This window comes from Vibrio sp. MarTm2 (assembly GCF_027587055.1).
GTDB classification, from domain to species: domain Bacteria; phylum Pseudomonadota; class Gammaproteobacteria; order Enterobacterales; family Vibrionaceae; genus Vibrio; species Vibrio sinaloensis_D.
In genome coordinates this window covers 615,060-621,749 of sequence record NZ_JAPPTK010000003.1, presented here as the reverse complement: position 1 = coordinate 621,749, position 6,690 = coordinate 615,060, and the positions used below count along the sequence as shown (strand labels likewise).

At 45.0% G+C, this 6,690-nt stretch carries 6 protein-coding genes; 1 reads left to right on the top strand and 5 read right to left on the bottom strand.

The window, feature by feature from the left end; all coding sequences use genetic code 11:
- Positions 1 to 774: 774 nt before the first annotated feature.
- Positions 775 to 1,737, top strand: a complete 963-nt coding sequence (locus OH458_RS10420; protein ID WP_269978264.1) for an integron integrase — start codon at positions 775 to 777, stop codon at positions 1,735 to 1,737.
- Between the two features lie 66 nt (positions 1,738 to 1,803).
- On the opposite strand, the gene rplT is transcribed toward OH458_RS10420, so the two are convergent.
- The 5 genes from rplT to OH458_RS10395 form a co-directional block, all read right to left on the bottom strand.
- Entirely contained in the window at positions 1,804 to 2,157 is a 354-nt protein-coding gene (rplT, locus tag OH458_RS10415; RefSeq protein ID WP_004401084.1) for a 50S ribosomal protein L20, read from the bottom strand.
- Between the two features lie 41 nt (positions 2,158 to 2,198).
- Positions 2,199 to 2,393, bottom strand: a complete 195-nt coding sequence (gene rpmI, locus OH458_RS10410) for a 50S ribosomal protein L35 (protein ID WP_004411425.1) — start codon at positions 2,391 to 2,393, stop codon at positions 2,199 to 2,201.
- Positions 2,394 to 2,499: 106 nt separating this feature from the next.
- Positions 2,500 to 3,051 carry a translation initiation factor IF-3 gene (gene infC / locus OH458_RS10405; protein ID WP_071985915.1) on the bottom strand — a complete coding sequence of 184 codons (552 nt, stop codon included), beginning with the start codon at positions 3,049 to 3,051 and terminating at the stop codon, positions 2,500 to 2,502.
- Positions 3,052 to 3,054: 3 nt separating this feature from the next.
- Positions 3,055 to 4,983, bottom strand: coding sequence for a threonine--tRNA ligase (gene thrS, locus OH458_RS10400; RefSeq protein WP_269978263.1), 1,929 nt, complete (start codon positions 4,981 to 4,983; stop codon positions 3,055 to 3,057).
- 208 nt (positions 4,984 to 5,191) lie between these two features.
- A complete protein-coding gene (locus OH458_RS10395) occupies positions 5,192 to 6,688 on the bottom strand; it encodes an NAD(P)H-hydrate dehydratase (protein WP_269978262.1) in 1,497 nt (498 codons plus the stop codon).
- Positions 6,689 to 6,690 lie beyond the last annotated feature (2 nt).

The window sequence follows — 6,690 nt, the reverse complement described above, 5'->3', positions numbered from 1 at the left end:
GCGTTAAGTGGTGAACAACGCCAACCACCAAACCTAAGCCATTGTACCTTAAACACTTAAGTTAACTTGAACTGAAATCGCCAAGCGTTGTGAATCCGTCTTAAACGCCTTGTTAGGCGAAGTTGCCCAGTAATGTTTAAGTTTGTTTGAAAGCAGATTACCCGAAACCATATAAGCAACCAAACACCTACTGACTTTTTGTGAATCAAGAATCACAAAAGTCACTATGTTTCAGCCAAGGTTTCAACAACCACGAAATACAGACTTTCAGCGATCAAATTGCTTTTGAGGAAGCGAAACGTAAAGCTGCAAACTTAAAGCGAGGACGAAAGCCTCGATTAACTTGCCCCTTCCACACTTTGAGCCAGTGAGATTTACAACTAACCGACTGTGAAAACCAATGAGGCAACCCGCGAACCTTTGCATGTTTTACGGCCAGAGAGATTCAAGAATTTGAGCCGATAATGCTGAATTGCCGAATTAGAAAACGAATGCTAAAAGAGAATTAAGAAGATGAGAACAAAGAAATTTCCTGCCCGTCGCCTAACGCTTTCTATCAAACAACAAGCCGAACTAATCCAGCACTCTTACGTTTCGCCACTCATTTAATAGAACAAAATACTATCACATAAGCCTATGAAAATAATCAACTTGTTGGCGTAGAGATTGTATGCGAGATCCCAATTAGACGGCAAAGTGTCAACTAATTATTGATTCCTGCCAAATTAAAGATAACTGTATATAAACACAGTTTAAATAACTAAAAAATTACCAATGAAAAGCCAGTTTTTACTAAGTGTAAAAGAGCATATGATTGGTCGACATTATGCTCCCAAAACGATTCAAGCATATCTACTCTGGATCACAAAGTTCATCTTATTTAACGACAAAGCTCATCCATCCAAATTGAATGAAAGTCATGTGGAAGCTTTTCTAACTCATTTAGCGGTTGACTGCAAAGTAGCTGCCAAAACACAAGCTCTGGCACTCAACTCTATTAGCTTTCTTTATAGGGAATATTTTCGAACCCCACTTTCAGTGGAAATGAAATTTCAGAAATCGCAGTTAGATAGGAAATTGCCTGTTGTGCTAACCAAAGACGAAATGCGGCGCTTTCTGATGCATATAGATCCTAGATATAAGTTACACATTATGTTGCTTTATGGCTCAGGTTTACGTGTTATGGAGTGTGTCCGCCTGAGAGTTCAAGACATAGATTATGATTATAAGGCACTTCGTGTGTGGCAAGGAAAAGGAGGAAAAAATCGCGTTGTGACGCTAGCGAGTGAAGCTATTTCACTACTAAAAGAGCAGCAGGGCATCGCGTTAAGATACTACAAGAAGGATATCAATTCGCCTGGATATGCTGGTGTCCACATACGGCCGTCGTTGCAAAGAAAATACCCTGAAGCAGAGTTAGACTTTAACTGGCACTTTTTATTTCCCTCCCACCGGCTATCAGTTGACCCAAATACTGGAGAGCTTAAGAGGCACCATATAAATGAAACTTCTCTACAAAGAGCAGTCAAGCGTTCTGCCAAAGAAGCAGGGATAACTAAGGCAGTGACATGCCACACATTGAGGCATAGCTTTGCGACACATTTGCTCGAGTCAGGAGCAGATATTAGAACGGTTCAAGAGCAGCTCGGTCATAGTGATGTAAAGACGACGCAGATATACACTCACGTGATAGAGCGAGGAGGCGGAGGAGTTAAAAGCCCGCTATCAAACTTGTAGTTGAATAGATAAGAAAAAAGGAGAGCCTAAAGCTCTCCTTTCCTTAATCCTAATAACTGACTCTAATTAAAGAGCAGCTTTCGCTTTTTCAACTAGAACTGCGAATGCAGCTTTGTCGAATACCGCGATGTCAGCAAGGATCTTACGGTCGATCTCGATAGATGCTTTCTTAAGACCGTTGATGAAACGGCTGTAAGATAGACCATTTTGACGAGATGCCGCGTTGATACGTGCAATCCATAGTTGACGGAATTGACGTTTCTTGTTGCGACGGTCACGGTAAGCGTATTGACCAGCTTTAGTAACTGCTTGGAAAGCTACGCGGTAAACACGTGAACGTGCACCGTAGTAACCTTTAGCTTGTTTTAGAACTTTCTTATGACGTGCACGAGCTTGTACACCACGTTTTACGCGAGGCATTATGCTTCTCCTAAACTAAACGATTAATAAACTAAAAAGAATTATGCGTATGGTAGCATACGAGCAACTGCAGCCACTTCACACTTAGGAAGGATTGCATTTGGACGAAGCTGACGCTTGTTCTTAGTAGTACGCTTAGTCAGGATGTGACGTTTAGTAGCGTGCTTAAACTTAATACCACCAGCAGTTTTCTTGAAACGCTTAGCAGCACCTTTGTTGGTTTTCATCTTAGGCATGATGAATAACTCCGCATTGTTGAGTTGTATTAAACAATAGTAATTAGGGCGAACAAAACTCAGCTACCTTACGGCAGCTGAGTTTTATTACTTGCAAAGCCGTTAATTACTTCTTTTTAGGGGCAAGAACCATGATCATCTGACGACCTTCGATCTTCTTAGGGAAAGATTCCACTACTGCGATTTCAACAGTGTCTTCCTTAAGACGATTTAGAACGTCAACACCGATGTCTTGGTGTGCCATTTCTCGGCCACGGAAGCGAATTGTTACCTTCACTTTGTTGCCTTCTTCAAGGAAACGCGTCAGGTTGCGTAGTTTTACCTGATAGTCTCCAATATCAGTTCCAGGACGGAATTTTACTTCCTTAATCTGAACCTGCTTTTGCTTTTTCTTCTGCTCTTTAGCAGATTTGCTCTTCTCAAAGAGGAATTTACCGTAGTCCATTACACGACATACTGGTGGCTCAGCGTTTGGACTGATTTCTACCAGATCCATACCAGCTTCTTCAGCTGCGGCTACTGCTTCTTGAATAGAAACAACGCCAACTGATTCGCCATCAGCGCCAGTTAAACGAACTTCACGAACGCCACGAATTTCACCGTTTAAACGATGAGCATTTTGTTTGGCCGGTACTTGGCCGCGTCTTCCGCCTTTAATAGTTTATTCCTCCAGATTGAGCTTACGGGTAGAGATCTCGTCTTGGATGTAAGAAATAAAATCATCCACTTTAAACTTACCGAGGTCTTTACCTTTACGTGTACGTACTGCGATTTCACCGGCTTCCATTTCTTGGTCACCACAAACAAGCATATATGGTACACGCTTCAAAGTATGTTCGCGGATTTTAAAGCCTATCTTCTCATTTCTCAAGTCCGCTTTTGCTCTAATTCCAACTTTTTGTAGTTTTTGAGCAACTTCTTGTGCGTAATCAGCCTGTTTGTCAGTGATATTCATGATAACAGCCTGCTCTGGCGACAACCACGTAGGGAAGAAGCCAAAGTATTCTTCGATAAGAATACCAATGAAACGCTCAAGTGAACCTAGAATCGCACGGTGAATCATAACAGGAACTTGGCGTTCATTGTTTTCATCAACGTAAGATGCGCCTAAGCGACCAGGCAAGTTGAAATCTAGCTGAACCGTACCACATTGCCATGCGCGATCGAGACAGTCATATAGAGTGAACTCAATCTTAGGACCGTAGAACGCACCCTCACCTTCTTGAATCTCGTATGGAATGTCCATCGCTTCGAGAGAGTGCTTCAGCGCTTCTTCTGATTGGTCCCAGATCTCATCAGAGCCAACGCGCTTTTCAGGGCGAGTAGATAGCTTCACAACGATGTTATCGAAACCAAATGTTTGGTATGTATCGTATACCATCTTGATACAGCCCGTCACTTCCTCTTGGATTTGACTCTCGGTACAGAAAATATGAGCATCATCTTGAGTAAAGCCACGCACACGCATAATACCGTGTAGTGCACCTGATGGCTCATTACGGTGACATGAGCCGAACTCAGCCATACGTAACGGTAAGTCACGGTACGATTTTAGACCTTGGTTAAAGATCTGAACGTGACCTGGACAGTTCATCGGCTTCAGAGCGTAATCACGGTTTTCAGACGCAGTTGTAAACATCGCATCTGCGTACTTGTCCCAGTGACCAGAACGTTCCCAAAGCACGCGGTCCATAATGAGAGGACCTTTAACTTCTTGGTAGTTGTATTCCGTCAGTTTTTCACGCACAAAGACTTCTAGATCGCGGAAGATAGACCAACCGTTATGATGCCAGAACACCATACCTGGTGCTTCTTGTTGCATGTGGAACAGGTCTAGCTGCTTACCAATCTTACGGTGGTCACGCTTCGCTGCTTCTTCAAGGCGAGTTAGGTGAGCTTTAAGTGCTTTCTTATCATGGAAAGCGGTACCGTAGATACGTTGCAGCATCTTGTTGTCGCTGTTACCACGCCAGTATGCACCTGCTACGTTTAGTAGCGTGAAGTGCTGACAGAATCCCATATGCGGTACGTGTGGACCACGACACATATCTAGGTATTCTTCATGATGGTATAGACCCGGACGATCATCACGAGAGACGTTTTCGTCTAGGATTTCCATCTTGTACGTTTCACCGCGAGCTTCAAATGCATCGCGAGCTTCCTGCCAGCTAACCTTTTTCTTGATAACTTGGTATTTGGTCTTCGCAAGCTCTTTCATACGCTTTTCAATCTTTTCAAGATCTTCTTGCGTTAGAGACTGCTCAAGGTCGATATCGTAGTAGAAGCCGTTGTCGATGGTTGGACCAATCGCCATTTTCGCTTCAGGGTAAAGCTGCTTAATTGCGTGACCAAGAAGGTGAGCGCATGAGTGACGAACGATTTCTAGACCGTCTACTTCATCTTTTACGGTGATGATTTCAAGGCTTGCATCTTGTTCGATAAGGTCACATGCATCAACACGCTCGCCGTCTACACGACCTGCGATGGTTGCTTTCGCAAGACCTGGACCGATAGATTGAGCAACTTCAAGAGTAGAAACAGGGTTGTCAAATTGACGCTGACTGCCGTCAGGAAGGGTAATAATAGGCATTAAAATATCCTTTACAGTGGTGTTGCACACCAAGCAACACATGCAATTCAAATTATGTCTTTAATATCAAATTCAAACGATTAAAGACCAGAACCGGCTCCTTTTATATGCAAATACGGATGCACAACTCAGGAGCGAACGAGCATTGTAACGGAATCAGATAAAATAACAATCGAAGTCACAAAAAAGCATCATATGCGATTTAGTACTAAGACTTGTGGATACCATTGAGGAGACGACGGATCTGCGGACCTAGATCACTTGCAGTCAGACCAATCTGGCCATGGGTCGAGACCAAATCATCTGCGGCTTGGCTATGGACGAGAACCCCAAGTCGAGCTGCTTGCGAGATAGATAGCCCTTGTCCGATGAGCGCCGCTATGACTCCCGTTAACACATCGCCCATACCACCAGAAGCCATACCCGCATTGCCTGCGGCACAAATAAAAACAGTCTGACCATCGAATATCAGCGTACCCGCGCCTTTTAGCACAACCACACCACCGTACCTCTGATGGAGCGCTTTCACCGCAGCGTAGCGATCACTCTCGATATCGTTGATACTTACAGCTAGCAATCTTGCTGCTTCTCCAGGATGAGGCGTGATCACTCGATTTCCATCACGGTTTGGACTTTGCGCGAGAAGATTAAGGGCATCCGCATCAACCACCTTAGCTATCTGGAGCTGGTTAACGGATTGAACTGCTGTTTTGGCCCAATCGTCCATGCCTAGACCAGGGCCTATCGCAACCACATCTTGACCGTTTAGCCGATCAGAGAGAACACGCTTACTCCCATCCCAATCTCGCGCCATCACCTCTGGACAAACAACTTGGAGAGGAAAAATCGAGGCCGAGTGGCACAAGGCACTGATCAATCCTGCCCCACTTCTCACTGCAGCTTGAGCGCAAAGCCGAATAGCGCCCGCATAGCCAAGGTTACCACCAATACAAGTGACACGTCCGTGATCTCCTTTATGGGCCACCGGGGATCGCTGTGGCAACAGCTCCGCTACGCTTTGGTAATCAAGCAGCTGCGCCGATGGAGAGTAAAGCTCGATAAATTGCTCTTCGACTTCTAAGCCAGCAAAGTGAAGTCGACCTGTCACCGACCTTGCGTCCCCCGTGAAGAGCCCTTGCTTTAATCCAATAAACGAAATGGTGTGATTCGCACAGATGGCAGCCCCAAGTATTCTCCCGGTATCTGCACATAGTCCCGAAGGGAGATCAATCGCGACGATTGGTTTATTTGCTTGGTTGATGGTTTGAAATAGAGACACCAAATTAGCCCGAACGTCTCCTTTTAGACCCGTTCCTAAAATACCATCAACAATAACGTCACAGCTCTGAAGGCTCGTCTCAAATTTGTCGAAAGACGTTAGCCTACCACCAGCAGTTAGCCATGCCTGATAGGCTTGAGCGGCATCGCCCAATAAACGGGTCGCATCGCTTGTGAGAAAGAGGTCAACATCAAGGCCCGCCTCCTTAGCCAAACGCGCCACCACAAAGCCATCACCGCCGTTATTACCAGCACCGCACACCACCGCAATGTGCGCAATCTTGGGGTACTGCTCTTGCAACAGCGCAAAGGTCGCTTCCCCCGCTCGTAGCATCAATTGATATAACTCGATTCCAGCTTGCTGAGCCGCGACTACTTCGCCACGTTTAACCTGCTCTGCGGTATAGAGATAAAGAGGAAGTGTCATTA